We start from the raw sequence: 348 nt of genomic DNA on the forward strand, positions 1-348 counted from the left end.
CATCTGCAAGGCCATTATTGACCAAGCCAATCAAAGCTTGCCAGTTGTTAAAACGTGGTATGCCATTTTCCTGTCCTTTGCGACATCGTTAGTCGTTGTGGTCGTCCTTGGCCGCATTGTGATGACAATTCTAAAAGAGGCAGATGAAAGTACCGATGTTACTTGGGCTAATATCATCATGGACGGGATTAAATCAGCGGCCGTGATCCCGGTCTTCGTGTTCTTACAGGGCTTTATTCACGGTTCAATTACCTTGCCCCTGCTAAAGTATATGTTTAGTTCTGATCAGCAGTTCACCGCTAAATCAATTACCGGCATGAATAAAGTTCCTGGGTTAAAAGATGTTGG

General features: G+C 44.3%; 1 pseudogene. It reads left to right on the top strand.

The features are described 5' to 3' along the window. A pseudogene (locus ACKTR2_RS10580) lies at positions 1 to 348 on the top strand (conjugal transfer protein TrbL family protein); the annotation flags it as partial.

The sequence above is a fragment of the Furfurilactobacillus curtus genome (assembly GCF_045862785.1).
GTDB classification, from domain to species: Bacteria; Bacillota; Bacilli; order Lactobacillales; family Lactobacillaceae; genus Furfurilactobacillus; species Furfurilactobacillus curtus.